Raw genomic sequence first — 19,372 nt, 5'->3', positions numbered from 1 at the left:
CTTCAAGCTCGATTCTTGCTCAAGCGAAGCAAGCGCCGAACTCGGCACTTAGCCTACTAGGTTAATCGATTAAAAAGCCACGTTGACTATAAGTGTTGTTGAGATAAAGTGTTAACGTAAGGCCTCCACAAATTAGCTCGTGGTGAGAGATGAGCGCTAAACAAACCCAGCTTCGGCTGGGTTTTTGCTTTTCTACGAATCGCAAAAATGTGTAGGGGAATTGCTAAGTAAGGTGTGGATGACAAGCGAGATTCCCTATCACGGTCGTCCCTCCCTGTAGGGAATGACGGGTTAGTCTATCAATCTTCAGCATCATTCCGTCATCCCAGAATCGAGTAGAACGAGATATCAGGGATCTTAGTTGTCTTTTTTATTCAACCCCATGCTTATTAATCTAAGCAAACGGGAAACTTTAGCGCATATCGGTCGATTAATTGAATGGCGATCACACTTTTCTTTGTTATTGAAAATAATGCGAAAAAAAACACATTTTTTATTAAAGCTTCTAATTAAGGGGCCGTTAAAGGGATTGAGAGAAATGATATGTACCAATGTAAGGTGAGAGAGACAGTGGTGCGTAAACAAATTGATATGTATTTGTGTGAGGTGAGAGTCACATGGGTGCATTAAAAAATGCCTAAAGGAGATCAACTATGGCGATTAATGTAAGCACTAACGTGTCTGCAATGACGGCTCAGCGTTACCTAAATAACGCGGCTGAAGGTACTCAAAAATCAATGGAGCGTTTGTCTTCTGGCTATAAAATCAATAGCGCAAAAGATGATGCTGCAGGCTTACAAATCTCTAACCGCTTAACGTCGCAAAGCCGTGGCCTAGATATGGCTGTGAAAAACGCGAATGACGGTATCTCTATTGCACAAACAGCTGAAGGTGCGATGAATGAGTCAACCAACATTCTGCAACGTATGCGTGACCTTTCTCTTCAATCTGCAAACGGTTCAAACAGCAAGTCTGAGCGTGTTGCTATCCAAGAAGAAGTATCTGCTCTAAACACAGAACTTAACCGTATCGCTGAAACAACCTCTTTTGGTGGTAACAAGCTTCTTAACGGTACTTACGGTAGCCAATCTTTCCAAATCGGTGCTGACTCAGGTGAAGCGGTAATGCTTTCTATGAGCAACATGCGTACTGACACTCAAGACATGGGTGGTAAGAGCTACGGTGTTACTGAAGGTAAAGATGCATCTTGGCGTGTAGGCGCTGGCGCTGACCTGACTATCAAATACAACGATAAGTTCGGTGAAGCTCAAGAGTTATCTATCTCTGCTAAAGAAGGCAACGATATCGAAGAGCTAGCAACTTACATCAACGGTCAAAGCCAAGACGTTAAAGCGTCGGTAGGTGAAGGCGGTAAACTACAACTTTTCGCTTCTAGCCAAAAAGTTGAAGGTGATGTTGAGTTTGGTGGCAGCCTTGCAAGTGAGCTAGGTATTGGCGCAGGCAAAGATGTAACCGTAAATGACATCGACGTAACATCAGTTGCGGGTGCAAACGAAGCGGTATCTATTATCGATGGCGCTCTAAAATCTGTAGATAGCCAACGCGCATCTCTTGGTGCTTTCCAAAACCGTTTTGACCACGCAATCAGCAACTTAGAAAACATCAACGAAAACGTTAATGCGTCTAAGAGCCGTATCAAAGATACCGATTACGCGAAAGAAACAACAGCAATGACGAAGTCTCAAATCCTACAACAGGCGAGTACTTCTATCCTAGCTCAAGCAAAACAATCACCATCAGCAGCTTTAAGCTTATTGGGCTAAACTTACCTCGGTAAGTAGCGGTAAACTCCGCTTTACGTGGAGTTTTACCGTTGGCTCATGAAGGATGGAGGGAGAGTGTTATGGAAATACCATCTAACGCATCGAACATCCAGCCTTATGGCTCACCTAATGGCATTAAAATTGCAAGCGATGAAGGTAGTAGTGCGTCGAGCATTTCACGGCTGAAAGAAGCAACCTCTTATGGCAAGGTAGAGAAATCGAAAGAAGAAGCTACCGAAGCAGCGATTCAATTAGCTCAAGAGAGAAAAGAGCTAAATGATGAAGAGCGAGTCAAGATGGTGGAGAAGGTAAACGAGTTTATCTCCTCTCTTAACAAGGGGGTTGCCTTTAAGGTCGATGAAGAATCGGGAAGGGATGTGGTGACTATTTATGAAACCACAACCGGCGATATTATTCGTCAGATACCCGATGAAGAAATGCTTGAAATTCTAAGACGCCTAGCAGCCCAAAACTCGAATAGTAGAATATTTGAGGTGAAGGTCTAAGTCGTATTATTGAGGTGGTTTAATGAGTTTTGGCCCAATGGGGATTTCGTCTGGCATGGATATCAATTCCATGGTCAGCAAAATTGTGGATTCGGAGCGTGTACCTAAACAGCAACGAATCGACAATGAAAGAGCGCGAATCGATACCAGCATTAGTGCCTATGGAAGACTCAGAGAATCTCTCGATTCGATGAAAAACCTGATGACAAACTTTCGTCAGGAAAAAGCTTTCGCTGTACGTACAGTGGAAAGTACTGATGAAGCGCTTGTTTCTGCAACCGCGACTACTGAAGCGATCGCTGGCAAATATGCCATCGATGTGTTGCAGCTTGCCCAGAGTCATAAAGTAGCGTCTGATGTTCTATCTGATGACATGAAATTTGGCCCAGGTAAGCTGCAGGTTTCGCTTGGTGATGATAGCTTTGATGTGCAAGTTGGCGATAGATCAAAGCTAATCGATGTTGTTCGCAGCATCAACGGTGCAGATAGAAACCCAGGCGTTCGCGCGTCTATTATCAATGATGTCGAAGGCCCACGACTTATTGTCGCCTCCAACCAATCTGGTGCCGATCAACAAATTAGTATCAGTGTCGACTCTGATGCGTCAAATCCTCTAAAAAAACTCGAATACAAAACCCTTGAAGAACGTGTCGAAGCGCTAGAGAAAGCTCGTATTGCCGCTCAAGACGTACTTGGTCTTACACCTGCTGGAAAAGCCGTTGATCTTATCGATGAGGCTATCTCTGACGATGTCCCGAAAGCCGATGAAGCTGTCGACGAAGACGGCAATATCATTCCAGGTTCTCAAGCGGACTCAACGTCTCCTGCAGAAGATGGCTCTCAAAGCCTTAGCTTCGGTGAACAAGCCGCTGCAGATGGCCAAGCTGCCCTAGATGCAGCTCAGGCGGCAAAATCTGTCATGCCTGAAGACAATATCCCAGGTTGGACGGAAACGGCTTCTGGCACGCTGTTAGATTCTTATTACACACCAGAACTTGAGCTTGACGAAAAAGCGATCGAGAAGGCGCCTGATGTTCCTGGTTGGTCAAACACGGCCTCAGGTACCTTGACTGATTCATATGTGACACCGAAAGAAGCCCAGCAAAAGCTAGAGGCAGAGCAAGCACGTATCGAAGAGAAGATCGCTCAAGAAAAAGCGGATCTGGCCAAGAAAGTAGAAAACGGTGAATTGACCGCAGAGCAAGCAAAAAATATCGAGCGTGCCAAATTAGAGCCTGAAGAGCGAGAGCGCTTAGAGAAAGTCGACAAGGCGCAAGCTGATTTGGCGCTTGCTCAACAATCTTTTGATAGTTACAGCGGCATGACCGAAGTCCAAGCTGGTCAAGATTCAATGGTGGTACTGGATGGTGTCGCTCAGCTCTCTAGTAATAACAATGTGATTGAAGATGCCGTTGAAGGCATTGATATTACGGTGAAAGGAAAGACGCCAAAAGATAAGCCGCCAGCAGAAATTGGAGTTGAGTACGACCGAAATAGTGTTCGTCAAGACATCGAAGCCTTTGTGAATTCTTACAACCAGTTTTACCAAGTGTCTAAAAACTTGGCGGGTGTCGATCCTGCGACTGGACAAAAAGGCCCACTTTCTGGTGACAGCACGGTCCGTAACGCAGACTCACGATTGAAAGGGGTATTCTCTTCAAGCATCGAAGGGGCGCCAGAGAACCTTAAGTCTTTAACAGAGTTTGGTATCACGACCACTAGGCAAGGCTCGTTAGAGATCAACTACGACATGCTCGACCGACAGCTAAACAATAACTTTGATAAGCTGGGCGAGTTTTTTGGCGGCAACAATGGCTTTGCTAAAAAAGTCGAAGATGCGATTCAGGGTATCACTGGTATTACTGGTTCAATTCGTACTCGAGAAAAGAGTCTGGTTGAGCAAAACTACCGCTTAGCAGACGACCAAAACGCCTTAGATCGCCGTATGGACAGTCTTGAGAGTCGTACTCACTCTAAGTTCACCGCCATGCAAGATGCAACCAGTAAGATGCAGTCTCAGCTTGGTAGCATGATGAATGCGTTGGGTTAATAGATGACCAGTCAGCTTCAAGAGCTTTGTGAACTAGATCAATTAATTATCTCTAAGCTCGAATTTAGTGAAATTAATGCTGAAGAAATAGCGACGCTTGTCGATAACAGAGAACAGTTATTGCAAAACGTGCTTCAATTCATCGATTCACACCCTGACGTTAAGCAAAGTTCGGAGTGGTTTGAAGCCATTTCGAGAACAAGAAAATTAGTCGAATTGATGCAGTCTGAAACTGGACGGGTAGGGAAAACCCTGCACAAGTACCGACATGGTGCCAAGTCAGTTCAACAATACAAAAAGTTTTTATAGAAGAGGTTTACTATGCGCGGTTCTTTACAGGCATATAAAAAGGTATCAGTGGATAGTCAGCTAACGGCTGCCTCACCGCATAAGATTGTGCAAATGCTAATGGCCGGCGCTATCGAGCGTTTAATCCAAGGTAAAGCGGCAATGCAAGCGGGCAATATCCCGGTGAAAGGTGAGCGGCTAGGTAAGGCTCTAGACATCATTATTAGCCTTCGTAGCTGCCTTTCTATGGACGATGGTGGTGATATTGCGAAAAACCTAGATCAACTTTATGAGTTCATGATCACGCAAATTTCTGCGGCAAATCACAAAAATGACCCACAGCCTATTGATGATGTTATCGATATTATCCGCGAAATTAAGAGCGCTTGGGACCAAATTCCGAATGAATATCACAACTTGACGTCTGCTGAAGTCGGTATTTAAAGAAAAATTGCAGTTTTAACTAACCTTAGATCCGCTAATTGGTTGGTTGCCTTATTTTTTTAATCAAATAAAATAGAAGCCATTAGATAGCCTAATGGCTTTTTTTCGTTGCTGATTTCATAAATTTGTCCTCGTAAACCATAATCATAGATAGAATTCTTAATTTTATGGAATACGTTGCTCACCGTTTTTCCGCATCGCACCAAAATAAAGGCAATAATTCCTACTTATGCAAGGTTTGGCAAAACTGCTTGTGGTCGACGATAACGCTCAAGATCGTCACAATTTAAGCACAATATTAGAGTTTGTAGGAGAGAGCTGCGAAGTAATCAGCTCTGAACAAGCGCGCAAAGTCGACTGGTCACTACAGTGGGCTGGTTGCATTATTGGCTCAATAAAAGGTAAAGGCTTCAACGCATTACTGAATGATAAGCTTGTTCACGCGAATCACATCCCTCTACTTGTGATTGGCAAAAACAACCACCCGGTTGACGAGCTCACCAATTTTGTTGGTGAACTCGAGCTGCCTCTTAACTATCCTCAATTAAGTGATGCATTAAGACACTGTAAAGATTTCTTAGGACGCAAAGGTGTTCAGGTTGTCTCTTCAGCCCGTAAGAACACACTGTTTCGCAGTCTAGTGGGTCAAAGTGCTGGCATTCAAGAAGTTCGTCACTTGATTGAACAAGTTTCCTCTACCGAAGCCAACGTACTGATTCTCGGTGAATCTGGTACCGGTAAAGAGGTGGTTGCTCGTAACATTCATTACCATTCAAAACGTCGCACTGGTCCTTTTGTTCCAGTGAACTGTGGTGCAATCCCACCAGATTTGCTGGAGAGTGAACTTTTCGGTCATGAGAAGGGCGCATTCACAGGTGCAATTACGGCACGTAAAGGGCGTTTTGAGCTAGCTGAAGGTGGCACACTATTTCTTGATGAAATTGGCGATATGCCAATGGCGATGCAGGTTAAGTTGCTACGCGTACTACAAGAGCGATGCTTTGAACGTGTAGGTGGCAATTGCACTATCCAGGCGAATGTTCGAGTAATTGCGGCTACACACCGTAACCTTGAAGATATGATCGACGATGATTCATTCCGTGAAGATCTTTATTACCGCTTGAATGTATTCCCGATTGAAATGCCGGCATTACAAGAGCGTAAAGAAGATATCCCTCTACTACTTCAAGAGCTTATGACGAGAATGGAAGCGGAAGGTAGCATGCCTATCTGCTTTACGCCTCGCGCGATTAACTCTTTGATGGAGCACGATTGGCCAGGTAACGTACGTGAATTGGCGAACTTAGTGGAGCGCATGGTTATTCTCTATCCGAATAGCTTAGTGGACGTAAACCATCTGCCAACTAAGTATCGGTACAGTGACATCCCTGAATTCCAACCAGAGTTTAATAGCTTTGTGTCTGAGGAAGAGCAAGAGCGTGACGCTTTAGCTGACCTGTTCTCGGAAGATTTCAGCTTCGATCAGCAAGATGATATGACTGATAATGCGAATGCACCTCAGGAATTACCACCGGAAGGTGTGAACCTGAAAGAGCTGCTCGCTGATATGGAAGTGAATATGATCAATCAAGCCTTGGAAGCTCAAGGCGGTATTGTTGCTCGAGCGGCAGACATGTTAGGCATGCGCAGAACCACTCTGGTTGAGAAAATGCGTAAATACAATCTGCAGCGTTAGTGTTCTGCTTTTCGAAAAACGGAAAAACACACACGAAATTTTTAGCTAATCGTTCACTTTAGCTAAGCGATAAGATAAACCATAGTCGAGTTGTTGCTTGCTTAACTATGTGATAAATATAGCAAATAGCCTGACTCGTTTTGTGCGTGTCAGGCTGTTTTAGTATTTGAGGCAAATTTTTGACATGCACGTATCTAACGAACCAGAAAATCAATCACACCTAGATTCTGTTGAACAACAGGTTGAGCGCTACAAGCAAGTGCTCGATGTTATGCCTGCTGGTGTCATCTTGTTAGATACCCATGGTGAAGTAAGAGAAGCAAACCCAGAAGCGCACCGCATTCTTGGCGTCGAGTTGGTTGGAGAGAAGTGGTTTTCTGTTATCCAAAGTGCTTTTGATCCCAAAGACGATGATGGTCATGAGATCTCATTAAAGAATGGTCGAAAGGTACGTTTGGCGATTTCTGCTTCGACTACGGGTCAGCTGATTTTGATTACCGATCTGACCGAGACGCGTTTGCTGCAATCACGAGTTAGTGATCTCCAGCGTCTGTCGTCATTAGGTAGAATGGTGGCGTCACTTGCTCATCAGGTTCGTACACCGCTCTCTAGTGCAATGTTGTATGCGTCAAACCTTGCCGCACCGAATCTACCACCGGCAACGAAGACACGTTTTCAATCTAAGCTTATGGATAGACTTCATGACTTAGAGAAGCAAGTTAATGACATGCTGCTGTTTGCTAAGGGCGGCGATAATAAGGTGGTGAAACCTTTTACTGTGGCTGAATTGATCACAGAATTTCAGCCAATGGTCGAAGCAGCGTTGAAATCGAACCAAATTGATTACTGCCAAGAAGTGGAAGGCGAACAGACTCAAATGTTCGGCAATGCCAACGCGATTGCTTCTGCTTTAAGTAATCTGGTTTTGAACGCGGTTCAAATTGCCGGCAAAGAATCACAGATAGATGTATTTTTTAGGCCGGTAAACGGCGAGCTTAAGATATCAGTACAAGACAGTGGTCCCGGCGTACCGAAAGAGCTTCAAGGTAAAATCATGGAACCATTCTTTACCACTCGCTCGCAAGGGACAGGCTTAGGCTTGGCGGTTGTACAAATGGTATGTCGAGCACATGAAGGTCGACTGGAATTGATATCAGAAGAAGGTGATGGCGCATGCTTTACCATGTGCTTGCCACTAGAAAGAAGCGCTTCTACTGAAGACTAATAAGTTTTAACTGAATTTACACTGGAGAATCCTATGGCTCAAAGCAAAGTGTTAATCGTCGAAGATGATGAAGGTCTACGCGAGGCCCTTGTCGATACACTCGCGCTTGCTGGCTATGAATGGCTAGAAGCAGATTGCGCAGAAGATGCTCTGGTCAAACTAAAATCGAACTCCGTTGATATCGTTGTCTCTGACGTTCAGATGGCAGGCATGGGCGGCTTAGCGCTGTTAAGAAACATCAAGCAGCACTGGCCAAATCTCCCTGTATTGTTGATGACAGCTTATGCCAACATCGAAGACGCCGTCGCTGCAATGAAAGAGGGCGCTATCGACTATATGGCAAAGCCATTTGCGCCAGAAGTACTGCTAAACATGGTGAGCCGTTATGCTCCCGTAAAATCGGACGACAATGGTGATGCCATCGTTGCTGATGAAAAAAGCATCAAGCTAATGATGCTGGCCGATAAAGTGGCAAAAACGGACGCCAATGTCATGGTTTTGGGCCCGAGCGGCTCTGGTAAAGAGGTGATGTCGCGTTACATCCATAACGCCTCAAACCGTAAAGATGGTCCGTTCGTCGCGATTAATTGTGCGGCAATTCCTGACAATATGTTGGAAGCGACTCTATTTGGATATGAGAAAGGTGCATTTACTGGCGCTATTCAGGCGTGTCCAGGTAAGTTTGAACAAGCTCAAGGCGGTACAATTTTACTCGATGAGATCAGTGAAATGGATCTTGGCCTGCAAGCTAAGTTGTTGCGTGTGCTGCAAGAGCGTGAAGTTGAGCGTTTAGGTAGCCGTAAGAGCATTAAACTTGATGTTCGTGTACTCGCGACCAGTAACCGAGATCTAAAACAGTATGTGTCTGAGGGTAATTTCCGTGAAGACTTGTACTACCGTTTGAATGTTTTCCCAATTTCTTGGCCTCCACTGTGTGAACGTAAAGGTGATATTGAGCCTTTGGCGAAGCACTTAGTTGAGCGCCACTGTACCAAACTGGGTATGCCAGTTCCGGTCATGTCACCTCAAGCGATCAGCAAACTCGTCAATTATCCGTGGCCGGGTAATGTACGTGAACTTGATAATGTCGTGCAGCGCGCGTTGATTCTGAGCGAAGAAGAAAAAATTTCTGGTGAGCATATCCTACTTGAAGGGGTGGATTGGCAAGACGCTAGTGGCCTACAGCAGATTGTGGAAGGTAGCGATGTGGCAACACCAGATATCAAGCCTATTGCGGAAGCAAACCCAATCAACAAAATCGCTTCAAGCAGTGAAGGACTGGGGAATGAGCTTAGAGATCAAGAGTATGCGATCATCCTTGAAACTTTGATCGCATGTAACGGCCGACGTAAAGATATGGCTGAGAAACTCGGTATTAGCCCTCGCACATTGCGCTATAAGTTAGCAAAAATGCGCGATGCTGGAATAGATATCCCAAACTAAGCACAGATTAGTAGTGTCAGCTTTCTGACTAGTGTAATACGATATCTAGTCGTTTTTAGGTATGGCACGCTAATTGCTCTGTCAATAATACAGCAAAATAGATAGTCATAAATTTGACTCCTTGAGGTAGTAAATGAGAATAGATGGTTTACAAGGCGAAATGCAGGCAATGATGGTTGAAGCTGCGAGCGCGCGTCCTGCTGCGACAGGGCAAGCGGTTGGTGCAGACTTCGGCAACATGCTGACGCAAGCCATCAACAATGTGAACTCATTGCAAAAGACCTCAGGGGATCTTCAAACTCGTTTTGATAGCGGTGACCAAAGTGTGTCGCTGTCTGATGTGATGATTGCTCGTAATAAATCTAGTGTGGCCTTTGAAGCGACAATCCAAATTAGAAATAAGTTGGTTGAGTCGTACAAAGAGCTGATGAATATGCCGGTATAAGTTGGGTAGTTAAGTAGTGGCAGATAATAGTCAAACAACAGATTTAACCGTGAGCGATGGTAACGACCACGCACTCATTGCGGGTGCTGAGCTGGACGGAGAAGGGCAAAACCCGGATCTAGGTGAACGTAGTTCATCTAAATTTGATATGGCCGTAGGTGACCTCGATTTACTTCGTCAGGTCGTCTTAGTGCTGTCTATCTCAATCTGTGTCGCGCTTATTGTGATGCTGTTTTTCTGGGTTAAAGAGCCAGAAATGCGTCCATTAGGGGCTTATGAAACCGAAGAGTTGATCCCAGTTCTGGATTACTTAGATCAGCAAAAGATCGAGTACTCGCTTGAGGGTAATACCATCTCGGTGCCAGCAAGTGAATATAACTCCCTGAAGCTTAATATGGTTCGCGCTGGTTTGAACCAAGAGCGAAACGCAGGTGATGACATCCTCATGCAAGACATGGGTTTTGGTGTATCACAACGTTTAGAGCAAGAACGCCTCAAATTAAGCCGCGAAAGACAGCTTGCGAAAGCCATTGAGCAGATGAAGCAGGTGCGTAAAGCGCAGGTTTTATTGGCGCTGCCGAAGCAAAGTGTTTTTGTTCGTCATAATCAAGAAGCCTCTGCCTCTGTATTCCTAACCCTCAAAACGGGTACTAACCTTAAGCAGCAAGAGGTTGACTCTGTTGTCGATATGGTGGCGAGTGCCGTTCCGGGAATGAAAACGTCGCGTATTACCGTGACTGATCAACATGGCCGACTGCTGAGCTCCGGCTCTCAAGACCCTATGTCAGCGGCGCGCCGCAAAGAGCACGAGCTAGAGCGTAATCAAGAGCAAGCACTGCGTGAGAAAATTGACTCTATCCTTATTCCTATTCTTGGATTTGGAAACTACACGGCTCAGGTTGATATTCAGCTCGACTTCAGCGCAGTAGAACAAACCAGAAAACGTTTTGATCCGAACACTCCGGCAACGCGAAGCGAATACACCTTAGAAGATTACAATAACGGCAACACTGTCGCGGGTATTCCGGGTGCGCTGAGTAACCAGCCTCCATCAGATGCGTCTATCCCTCAGGATGTCGCTCAGATGAAAGATGGCGCGATGACAGGCCAGGGCTCGGTTCATAAAGAAGCAACTCGAAACTTCGAATTAGACACCACCATCAGTCATGAGCGTAAGCAGACTGGCACGGTGAACCGTCAAACGGTATCGGTCGCGATTAAAGATCGTCAATCCATCAACCCAGATACCGGTGAAGTGGTGCACACGCCAATTCCAGCCAGTGAAATCAACGCGATCCGCCAAGTGCTGATTGGTACGGTCGGTTTTGATGAAAGCCGCGGTGACTTATTGAATGTATTAAGCATGCAGTTCGCACCACAAATCACAGATGTGGTTCCTGATGTGCCTATCTGGGAGCACCCTAACTTCAATGATTGGGTACGTTGGTTTGCGAGCGCATTGGTTATTATTGTTGTGGTATTAGTCCTTGTTCGCCCAGCAATGAAGAAACTGCTTAACCCAGCTGCAGACAACGATGAACAGATGTACGGCCCTGATGGCATGCCAATTGGTGCCGATGGGGAGACCAGCCTAATTGGTGGTGATATTGAAGGTGGCGAGCTGTTTGAATTTGGTTCAAGCATCGACTTACCAAACCTTCATAAAGATGAAGACGTGCTGAAAGCAGTACGTGCACTTGTAGCGAATGAACCAGAGCTAGCAGCTCAAGTAGTTAAGAATTGGATGGCAGATGGCTAACGAAATTGTTCCACAACAAGCTGAAGGCGGTGAAGTGCTTGATGTCGCGAGTGTGGATATCGCCTCTATTTCAGGTGATGAGCGCGCAGCGATCTTGTTGTTGAGTTTAAACGAAGAAGATGCGGCGGGTATTATTCGCCACCTAGAACCTAAGCAGGTTCAACGTGTGGGTAGTGCCATGGCGCGTGCAACGGATTTATCACAAGAGAAGGTAGGCGCAGTGCACCGTGCTTTCTTGGATGATATTCAGAAGTACACCAACATCGGTATGGGCAGTGAAGACTTCATGCGTAATGCGCTGGTGGCTGCTCTGGGTGAAGACAAGGCTAATAACCTTGTTGACCAAATCCTTTTAGGAACAGGTTCAAAAGGCTTGGATTCTCTTAAGTGGATGGACCCTCGTCAGGTGGCAAGTATCATCATCAACGAGCACCCGCAGATTCAAACCATCGTGTTGTCTTACCTAGAAGCCGATCAGTCTGCTGAGATTTTGTCCCAGTTCCCTGAGCGTGTACGTCTAGATTTGATGATGCGTATTGCTAACCTTGAAGAAGTTCAACCTTCGGCGCTTGCTGAGCTGAACGAAATCATGGAGAAACAGTTCGCGGGTCAAGCTGGTGCGCAAGCGGCCAAAATTGGCGGCCTGAAAGCAGCGGCAGAGATCATGAACTACATGGACAACAACGTAGAAGGTGTCTTGATGGATCAAATCCGCGATCAAGACGAAGACATGGCAACGCAGATTCAAGATCTTATGTTTGTCTTTGAAAACCTTATTGAAGTGGATGACCAAGGCGTTCAGAAACTGTTACGTGACGTACCACAAGACGTTCTACAGAAAGCACTTAAAGGTGCTGATGAAGGCCTGCGTGAGAAGATCTTCAAGAACATGTCTAAACGTGCTGCCGATATGATGAGAGACGATATTGAGGCGATGCCGCCAGTGAAAGTCTCTGACGTAGAAGCGGCTCAGAAAGAAATTTTGGGTATTGCGAGGAAGATGGCCGACAGTGGCGAGATTATGCTGTCTGGTGGCGCCGACGAGTTCCTTTAATACAGAAACCTCAAAAGCCCCACACCGTTGGGGCTTTTCTTTGTCCAACCTCGAACCACAGATTAATTACAGTTTAGCTGTTTGAATTTAAAACAGTTGGACTCACTCATAGATAGGTACTGATATGTCAGGTGATAGAAAACGCGGCTTCCTTCGCCCTGAAGAAGATAATACGGTTGCCCAACCTCAGAAATGGGGGCTGCCTGACTACACCTCTGATGTGAGTAAACAAGCTAAAGAAACGGCGTTTAACTACGACCCAGGTTGGATGCCGACAGTTGAAGAAGCTATTGAAGATGAAGAGCTTGTTCTGACCGAAGAGCAAATCGAGCTGATCAAGCAAGGCGCTTACCAAGAAGGTCTGCATCAAGGTCAGGAAGCTGGCTTCAAGCAAGGTTATGAAAAAGGCAAAGAAGAAGGTTTTGCCGCAGGCCACGCAGAAGGCAATGAAGCTGGTAAGCTCGAAGGTGTCACCGCAGGTCAAGAATATATTCAACAACAAGTGGCTATTTTCATGGGGCTCGCGAACCAGTTTGCTCAACCTTTGGAGCTGATGAATGCTCAGGTTGAAAAGCAGCTGGTGGACATGGTGCTGACCATGGTTAAAGAAGTGGTGCACGTTGAAGTTCAGACCAATCCACAAATCATCCTAGATACCGTGAAAGAGTCAGTAGAGTCGCTGCCGATCTCTGGTCACGCTATTACCTTGAAGCTTAACCCGGAAGACGTCACGATCATTCGCTCTGCGTATGGTGATACGGAACTGGACTGCCGCAATTGGACATTGGTTTCAGAGCCTGCGCTCAACCGTGGCGATGTACAAATTGAAGCGGGTGAATCGAGTGTGAATTATCGAATGGAAGAGCGTGTGAAGAACGTTATCCAGAGCTTCTGTGGTGCTAACCGCCATCAAGGTCATGCGTAATGCTTGAGTTAGCGAATCGTCTCAGCCAATACAAAGTCGAAGGGCTAAAATCACGTCCCGTTGCCTCTGGTAAGTTGGTACGGGTAGTCGGACTAACCCTTGAAGCAACTGGCTGTAAAGCCCCAATTGGTAGCTTGTGCTTAGTTGAAACCATGTCTGGTCAGATGGAAGCTGAAGTCGTTGGCTTCTCTGGTGATAACTTATTTCTGATGCCGAGTGAACAAATCACAGGGATCTTACCAGGTGCTCGTGTCACCCCTATGACTTCTGAAAGCGGCATTCCTGTTGGGATGGAACTGCTTGGCCGTGTTATCGACGGTGTGGGCAACCCATTGGATGGGCTTGGTCCTATCTATACTGAGCAACGCGCATCATTCAGTGCCGAACCGATTAACCCTTTAGCTCGTAAGCCGATCTCTGAGCCGCTTGATGTTGGCTTAAAGGCGATTAACGGCCTACTGACGGTAGGTAAAGGGCAACGTATCGGTCTGTTCGCAGGTTCTGGTGTTGGTAAATCCGTAACACTAGGCATGATGACTCGAGGTACCACAGCGCAAGTGGTTGTGGTGGGCCTGATTGGTGAGCGTGGACGTGAAGTAAAAGAATTTATTGAAGAGATTCTTGGTGAGGACGGCCGTAAGCGATCGGTTGTGGTTGCTGCGCCTGCCGATTCATCACCATTAATGCGATTAAAAGGCTGTCAAACGGCGTTAACGGTAGCTGAATACTTCCGCGACCAAGGTTTAGATGTTCTGCTCCTGATGGACTCACTGACCCGTTTTGCACAGGCTCAGCGTGAAATCGCACTATCTGTTGGCGAGCCGCCAGCAACCAAAGGTTATCCGCCATCGGTATTTGCTAAGTTGCCAGCACTGGTTGAGCGTGCGGGTAACGGCAATGATGAGCAAGGTTCAATCACCGCTTTCTTTACCGTACTAACCGAAGGTGATGATCTACAAGACCCAATCGCCGATGCCTCACGAGCGATTCTCGATGGCCACGTTGTATTGTCACGTGAAATGGCCGATGCGGGTCATTATCCTGCGATTGACGTTGAGAAGTCCGTCAGCCGTGTGATGCCTCAAATCACCACCGAAGAACATGTGTTGATGTCGAAAGCGGTAAGACAAGTGCTTTCTATCTGCCGTAAGAACCAAGACTTGGTGTCGATTGGTGCTTACAAGCCGGGTACCGACCCTGCGATTGATAGCGCCTTCACCTTGAAGCCGAAGTTGGATGAGTACTTACAGCAGAAGATGAAAGAAACGGTTCCTTACGATATGTGCGTCAACATGTTGAAGCATGTGTTGGGTGGCTAACGGGTGATTAAGGTTAGTCATGGATAACGCATTAGAGTTTCTTCTCGACCAAGCAAAAGACCAAGAAAACCAAGCAGTATTAGCGCTCAACAAAGCTAATGCGGAGCTGCAAGGTTATTACGAACAGGTCGCACAGATTGAAAAGTATCGACTGGATTATTGCCAGCAACTTGTCGATAGAGGCAAGGCTGGATTAACGGCCAGCCAATATGGGCATTTGAATCGCTTTTTAACTCAATTGGATGAAACGCTTTCTAAACAGCGAGAAGCGGAGCATCACTTTAAAAATCAGGTCGATAACTGTCAGAACTACTGGATGGAACTGCGTAAGAAACGTAAATCCTATGAGTGGTTGATGGAGAAGAAGCAGAAAGAAAAAGCCAAATTGCAGGATCAAAGAGAACAAAAGCAGATGGATGAGTTTTCGACTTTGCTCTATAGCCGAAAGAAGATGTGATCCTGAGCCACGAATCCTATTGGCGCTGTTCATATGGTGATTAGCCGAGATTTCTAGGCATGTTTCTTGCTCTGTTTTATATAAAATTGCGCCTTGTGCCTGCCAAAGGTATGAAAAGCATCCGACTTTCTTTTTGTTACCTGTTTATGGTGACAAAGCTAGTAGATAGAGCTTGTATATATGAACGTTAGTCCTTCTTCAAATTCAGCGACCAACACAACGTCTTCGTTGTTGGACACCGGTTCTGCCGCTTCAAAGGTGGAGGAAAACGGAGACTCAAAAGGTTTCTTTGAATCTTTTAAAGAAGCGCTCGGCTTTGAAGAAAGTGGTAGCAAAGCAACGGTAAAAGACGCAGACAGCACTACAAAATCTGATGCTAAACAAGCCTCTACGGAAAGTGAAGCTTCAGATGAAGCAAAGAAAACGAACTCAACAGCTGAGACTACGGATGAGTCAAGCCAAGCTCAAAGTAAGCAAGTAGCTTCAGAAGTTGAAGGTGAGCAAGCCACAGACAAAACTCCTGTAGAGGTTGTCTCTAGTTCAGAATCACAACTCAAAGCGAATTCAACCGATGATGCTGCTATCGCAAACAAGGCGGGTGAGAAAGATGAGTTGGCTAACAACAACGGCTCTAAGGAACAGACAGCTCAACCTCAAGGCCAAGCTTCATCAGCGGTAAACGAATCGACCCAAGCATCGCAAGCGGCGGCTGTGATGAATGAAGGAAACAAGTTATTAGGTCAGTTGGATGAGGCAAATAAAACGCTGAATCAGACACCAAACGGCAAAGCCTTGCCACAACAGTCTCAGTTAGAACAGGCTCAGGTCGACCAAGCTCAAGGTAATACTCCAGGAGCTTCTGTTGCAGGTTTCTCTGCTGCAGGTGAAGCGGGTAAGCAACTCCAGCAAACCCACTCAGCGAATCAAGGTAGTACGCTAGAAGTGGACTCTGAAATTGCTGTGCTTACTGGCGGGAAAGGCGTCTCGCAACTGACAGATGATGAAATTCGCCAGTTGATGGATAAAGGCGTTACTCCCGAGCAGATTGAAGCAAGTATGAGCCGAGAGATCAGCCAGAAAAATGCGGCACAAGCAGAAGTTGCAGGGCAAAGCCAAGCACTGTCTCCAGCGGATATTGAGCTGGCAAAACAGGTAGATGCGCACACCAAAGCGCTCAATCAACTAAGTGCTCAGATTGAGTCAAAACAGTCCGTTGTTGATGGTTTACTGCAGAAGCAGCAAAGTGGCACTAAGTTGACAACTGATGAGCAAGCGATGTTGGCTAAAACGACCGCTGAGTTAGACGTTTTGGATAAACAACTCGCAAACGTTCAGCAACAAGCAACGGCTTTACTGAGTCAAGCTCCGGGCGCAAACAGCGCCTTAGTTGAGCCTGTTACGATTGATTGGGATAATACAGATTCAAATGAAGCCAAAGCCTTAGCAGCTGCAGCTTCAACAGCAGCGGTTGCGACGGCTGCGCAGCAAACTACGGCGCAAGCGGCAGCGCAATCGACGAGTAACGCGGCTGCCACTCATGCAGCGACGGATAAAGCGGCAATGCTGCACGCTAATAATACGCATATAGCCCAACAGGTAGCGGCTCAACAAGCTAATGTCGCAGCACAACAGCCACAAGCTGCGTTGGATCCTGCGTTAACCGCGCAAGGTGTGGCGCTGAATGCAGCACCTGCCGCGACGAAAGCGGGTTCAACAGATATGTTACTTAAGGCTGGTGCTGGTGCGGCTACTCTTTCTGGCCTCGGTAAAGCGGGTGCTAAGGAAGACTCGAAAGACACCACGTTTGCTCAGCAGATCGCTTCTGCGGCTGGTGTACAAGGTGCAGCGAACGCAGGCTCGGCACCAACACGCGCCGAGATTCAAGCCGCTCAACAGGCACCGTTGCAGCTGACTAAAGAGCTAGCAAACGAACAGGTCGCTGAAAAGGTACAAATGATGATGTCTAAAAACCTTAAGAACTTAGACATTCGACTTGACCCACCAGAGTTAGGTCAAATGAAGATCCGTATGACAATGAATAATGACGTGGCGAACGTGCACTTTACGGTGAATAGTCAACAGGCGAGGGATGTGATTGAACAAACCTTACCTCGATTGAGAGAGATGCTTGCTCAACAGGGTATGCAGCTTGCCGATTCATCCGTTCAACAGCAAAGCTCAGGTCAGGGACAAGACAGATACAACAGTGGTGAGCAACAATCAGGCTCTAACCGCACAAATGATACGCAAGGTGATGAAAACCTTGATAGTGGCAGCAATCTTGAATTGAATGTCGCATCAAAGCGTGATGGAATTAGTTATTATGCCTAATATCAGGCTGAGCACACTTAATTGATAGATAGAACCAGCTGATAGACAGAACCGTCAGTTAATCGAAAGAACAGGAAGTTAGAGTAAAATATGGCAGAAGTACAAGATGCACCTAAAGGAAAGAGTAAGCTCCTTATTATCATTATAGCGGTTGTTGTTTTACTGCTTGGTATTGGTGGTGCGCTGTTCTTTTTCTTAGGCTCCGATGATAGTGCCTCAGAATCTCAGTCTCAGCCAGCCACTGCTGTGGTTGCAGCAGAGCCTGTTATGTATGTGAACATCCCTCAGCCCTTCTTGTTCAATGTAACAGGTGATAAAAAAGATCGCCTAGTTCAGATAAAAGCACAACTGATGGTGCGTGGTAGCAAAAATGAAGACCTGGCACGTTACCACTCTCCACTAGTAGAGAGCACATTGCTCGCAACGTTCGCTTCGGCAACGGTTGACCAACTTCGCTCACCAACAGGGCGAGTGGAACTGCGTGATAAAGCGACAGAAGATATTAAAGCAAGTCTGGCTCAAGCTGTTGGCCAGCCTGTGATTGAAAAAGTGTTATTCACTGACTTCGTAATTCAATAGGTAATTTGTGACCGATTTATTAAGCCAAGACGAAATTGATGCGCTGTTACACGGCGTTGACGATGTTGAAGAAGTTGAAGATGTCTTAGAGACCGACAATGACAGTGCGGTCAATTTTGACTTCTCCTCTCAAGATCGAATCGTCCGTGGTCGAATGCCGACCCTTGAACTTATTAACGAGCGTTTCGCACGTCATATGCGAATTAGTTTGTTTAATATGTTGCGTAAAACGGCTGAAGTGTCGATCAACGGTGTACAGATGATGAAATTTGGTGAATACCAAAACACCCTGTACGTGCCAACCAGTTTAAACATGGTGCGTTTCCGTCCGCTTAAGGGTACGGCGCTGATCACCATGGAAGCACGTCTTGTTTTCATTCTTGTAGAAAACTTCTTTGGTGGCGATGGACGATTCCACGCCAAGATTGAAGGCCGTGAATTTACGCCAACGGAAAGACGTATTATCCAGCTACTGCTGAAGATTGTATTTGAAGATTACAAAGAAGCTTGGTCACCAGTAATGGGGGTTGAGTTTGAATATTTGGATTCTGAAGTGAACCCGAGTATGGCGAACATTGTGAGCCCAACCGAAGTGATCGTAGTGAGCTCATTCCATATTGAAGTGGATGGCGGCGGTGGTGACTTCCACGTGGTCATGCCTTACTCCATGGTTGAGCCGATCCGTGAGCTGCTTGATGCGGGTGTTCAATCTGACAAAATGGAAACCGATGTTCGTTGGAGCACAGCACTGCGTGATGAAATCATGGACGTGCCGGTTAACTTCCGCGTTAACCTTCTAGAGCAAGATATCTCACTACGTGACTTAATGGAGCTGCGCCCTGGTGATGTCATTCCAATGAACATGCCTGAGCACGCGACCATGTTCGTAGAAGAGCTACCGACCTACCGTGTAAAGATGGGTCGCTCGGGTGAAAAACTCGCGGTACAGATTTCTGAAAAAATTCAAAGACCTCATGTGGTCAAAACTGATCTCGCCTTTCTGGGTAAAGACTTAATGTCCGAACTAGAAAATAGCGATGATAACGAATAGCAAAATAGATAAAAGT

General features: G+C 46.2%; 17 protein-coding genes. All 17 read left to right on the top strand.

Annotation, left to right across the window (positions count from 1 at the left end):
- The first annotated feature begins 653 nt into the window (after window positions 1-653).
- The 17 genes from F0228_RS19830 (at window position 654) to fliM (ending at window position 19,356) form a co-directional block, all read left to right on the top strand.
- On the top strand, window positions 654-1,784 hold the full coding sequence (locus F0228_RS19830; RefSeq protein ID WP_061033702.1) for a flagellin: 1,131 nt from the start codon (window positions 654-656) through the stop codon (window positions 1,782-1,784).
- Between the two features lie 80 nt (window positions 1,785-1,864).
- On the top strand, window positions 1,865-2,290 hold the full coding sequence (flaG, locus tag F0228_RS19825) for a flagellar protein FlaG (protein WP_008218257.1): 426 nt from the start codon (window positions 1,865-1,867) through the stop codon (window positions 2,288-2,290).
- Window positions 2,291-2,312: 22 nt separating this feature from the next.
- Complete coding sequence (fliD, locus tag F0228_RS19820; protein WP_061033701.1) at window positions 2,313-4,340, top strand: flagellar filament capping protein FliD; 2,028 nt, start codon at window positions 2,313-2,315, stop codon at window positions 4,338-4,340.
- A gap of 3 nt (window positions 4,341-4,343) precedes the next feature.
- Window positions 4,344-4,649 carry a flagellar protein FliT gene (locus F0228_RS19815; protein WP_004739828.1) on the top strand — a complete coding sequence of 102 codons (306 nt, stop codon included), beginning with the start codon at window positions 4,344-4,346 and terminating at the stop codon, window positions 4,647-4,649.
- A 12-nt stretch (window positions 4,650-4,661) separates the two neighbouring features.
- Window positions 4,662-5,072 carry a flagellar export chaperone FliS gene (fliS, locus tag F0228_RS19810; protein ID WP_008218262.1) on the top strand — a complete coding sequence of 137 codons (411 nt, stop codon included), beginning with the start codon at window positions 4,662-4,664 and terminating at the stop codon, window positions 5,070-5,072.
- 229 nt (window positions 5,073-5,301) lie between these two features.
- Window positions 5,302-6,768 (top strand): sigma-54 dependent transcriptional regulator, encoded by a 1,467-nt coding sequence (locus F0228_RS19805; protein WP_008218264.1) that lies wholly within the window; start codon window positions 5,302-5,304, stop codon window positions 6,766-6,768.
- Window positions 6,769-6,952: 184 nt separating this feature from the next.
- Window positions 6,953-7,993, top strand: a complete 1,041-nt coding sequence (locus F0228_RS19800) for an ATP-binding protein (protein ID WP_004739832.1) — start codon at window positions 6,953-6,955, stop codon at window positions 7,991-7,993.
- 33 nt (window positions 7,994-8,026) lie between these two features.
- On the top strand, window positions 8,027-9,436 hold the full coding sequence (locus tag F0228_RS19795; RefSeq protein ID WP_105059164.1) for a sigma-54 dependent transcriptional regulator: 1,410 nt from the start codon (window positions 8,027-8,029) through the stop codon (window positions 9,434-9,436).
- A 133-nt stretch (window positions 9,437-9,569) separates the two neighbouring features.
- Window positions 9,570-9,881, top strand: coding sequence for a flagellar hook-basal body complex protein FliE (gene fliE / locus F0228_RS19790; protein ID WP_008218270.1), 312 nt, complete (start codon window positions 9,570-9,572; stop codon window positions 9,879-9,881).
- A 16-nt stretch (window positions 9,882-9,897) separates the two neighbouring features.
- Window positions 9,898-11,640, top strand: a complete 1,743-nt coding sequence (gene fliF / locus F0228_RS19785) for a flagellar basal-body MS-ring/collar protein FliF (RefSeq protein ID WP_061033697.1) — start codon at window positions 9,898-9,900, stop codon at window positions 11,638-11,640.
- Window positions 11,633-12,694, top strand: coding sequence for a flagellar motor switch protein FliG (gene fliG / locus F0228_RS19780; RefSeq protein ID WP_008218275.1), 1,062 nt, complete (start codon window positions 11,633-11,635; stop codon window positions 12,692-12,694). The genes fliF and fliG overlap by 8 nt, the downstream gene beginning before the upstream one ends.
- Window positions 12,695-12,818: 124 nt before the next feature.
- The gene (fliH, locus tag F0228_RS19775; protein WP_061033696.1) at window positions 12,819-13,619 is read left to right on the top strand and encodes a flagellar assembly protein FliH; all 801 of its coding nucleotides are present in this window, start codon (window positions 12,819-12,821) and stop codon (window positions 13,617-13,619) included.
- On the top strand, window positions 13,619-14,938 hold the full coding sequence (fliI, locus tag F0228_RS19770) for a flagellar protein export ATPase FliI (RefSeq protein ID WP_061033695.1): 1,320 nt from the start codon (window positions 13,619-13,621) through the stop codon (window positions 14,936-14,938). Before fliH ends, fliI begins: the two co-directional genes overlap by 1 nt.
- 19 nt (window positions 14,939-14,957) lie before the next feature.
- Window positions 14,958-15,395, top strand: coding sequence for a flagellar export protein FliJ (gene fliJ / locus F0228_RS19765; protein WP_008218280.1), 438 nt, complete (start codon window positions 14,958-14,960; stop codon window positions 15,393-15,395).
- Window positions 15,396-15,575: 180 nt separating this feature from the next.
- Window positions 15,576-17,726 (top strand): flagellar hook-length control protein FliK, encoded by a 2,151-nt coding sequence (locus tag F0228_RS19760; protein WP_171730071.1) that lies wholly within the window; start codon window positions 15,576-15,578, stop codon window positions 17,724-17,726.
- A gap of 90 nt (window positions 17,727-17,816) precedes the next feature.
- Complete coding sequence (fliL, locus tag F0228_RS19755) at window positions 17,817-18,305, top strand: flagellar basal body-associated protein FliL (protein ID WP_004739848.1); 489 nt, start codon at window positions 17,817-17,819, stop codon at window positions 18,303-18,305.
- 7 nt (window positions 18,306-18,312) lie between these two features.
- Entirely contained in the window at window positions 18,313-19,356 is a 1,044-nt protein-coding gene (gene fliM, locus F0228_RS19750; RefSeq protein ID WP_004739850.1) for a flagellar motor switch protein FliM, read from the top strand.
- Window positions 19,357-19,372: the final 16 nt, after the last annotated feature.

Source organism: Vibrio sp. 99K-1, from assembly GCF_013114585.1.
Taxonomy (GTDB): domain Bacteria; phylum Pseudomonadota; class Gammaproteobacteria; order Enterobacterales; family Vibrionaceae; genus Vibrio; species Vibrio chagasii_B.
The sequence above is the reverse complement of the archived record's forward strand: the minus strand, read 5'-3'. Positions and strand labels throughout refer to the sequence as shown.